Annotated in this window: 1 protein-coding gene; it reads right to left on the bottom strand. The window is 76.8% G+C overall.

Going from position 1 to position 660, the window contains the following annotated elements; all coding sequences use genetic code 11:
- A partial coding sequence (locus tag ACYVE9_RS29795; RefSeq protein ID WP_461030977.1) for a tetratricopeptide repeat protein occupies window positions 1-660 on the bottom strand: 660 nt, incomplete at both ends.

The following is a 660-nucleotide window of genomic DNA, read 5'->3' as shown; positions in this document are numbered from 1 at the left end:
CCCCGCGGGCCGCCGCGCACATGCCCAGCCGGACCTGGGCCCGTCGGTGGCCCCGCTCGGCGGCCCGCTCGTACCAGCGCTCGTGCTCCGGCACCTCCGAGGACTGCTCGAGCTGCTCACCTTCCTGGCCGGCGGCACGCTCCAGCAGGGAGGCGAGCCGGAACGCGCCCTCCACGCTGCCGCCGTCGGCGGCCTGCCGCAGCCGGCTCTCCGCACCGCGGACGTCGCCGGCGCGCTGGAGAGCGATCGCCACCTGGAGCGCCGCCTCGCAGTGTCCGGCCTCGGCGGCCTGCCGGTACCAGCGCAGAGCCGCCCGCTCGTCACCCCGGCCGGCGTACAGGATGCCCAGGTTGAAGGCGGCGTCCACGCTGCCGCCCTCGGCCGCCTTCGAGAACCACGGCTCGGCGCTGTCCGCGTCCTGACGCTGGAGCAGCAGCACGGCGAGCGCGTTGGCCGCCTCGATGTGCCCCGCGTAGGCGGCGCGCCGGTACCACTGCTCGGCCTGCGCGCTCCGCCCCTGACCGGCGCAGAGCAGGCCGAGGTTGAAGGCGCCGTTGACGTCGCCGGCGTCCAGCGCGGAGCGGTACCACCGCTCCGCGGACTGGAGTTCGCCGCGGTCGGCGTGCAGTGCGCCGAGCGCGTTGGCGGCGTTGCCGTCGC

The organism is Streptomyces sparsus, from assembly GCF_054776295.1.
The sequence above is the reverse complement of the archived record's forward strand: the minus strand, read 5'-3'. Positions and strand labels throughout refer to the sequence as shown.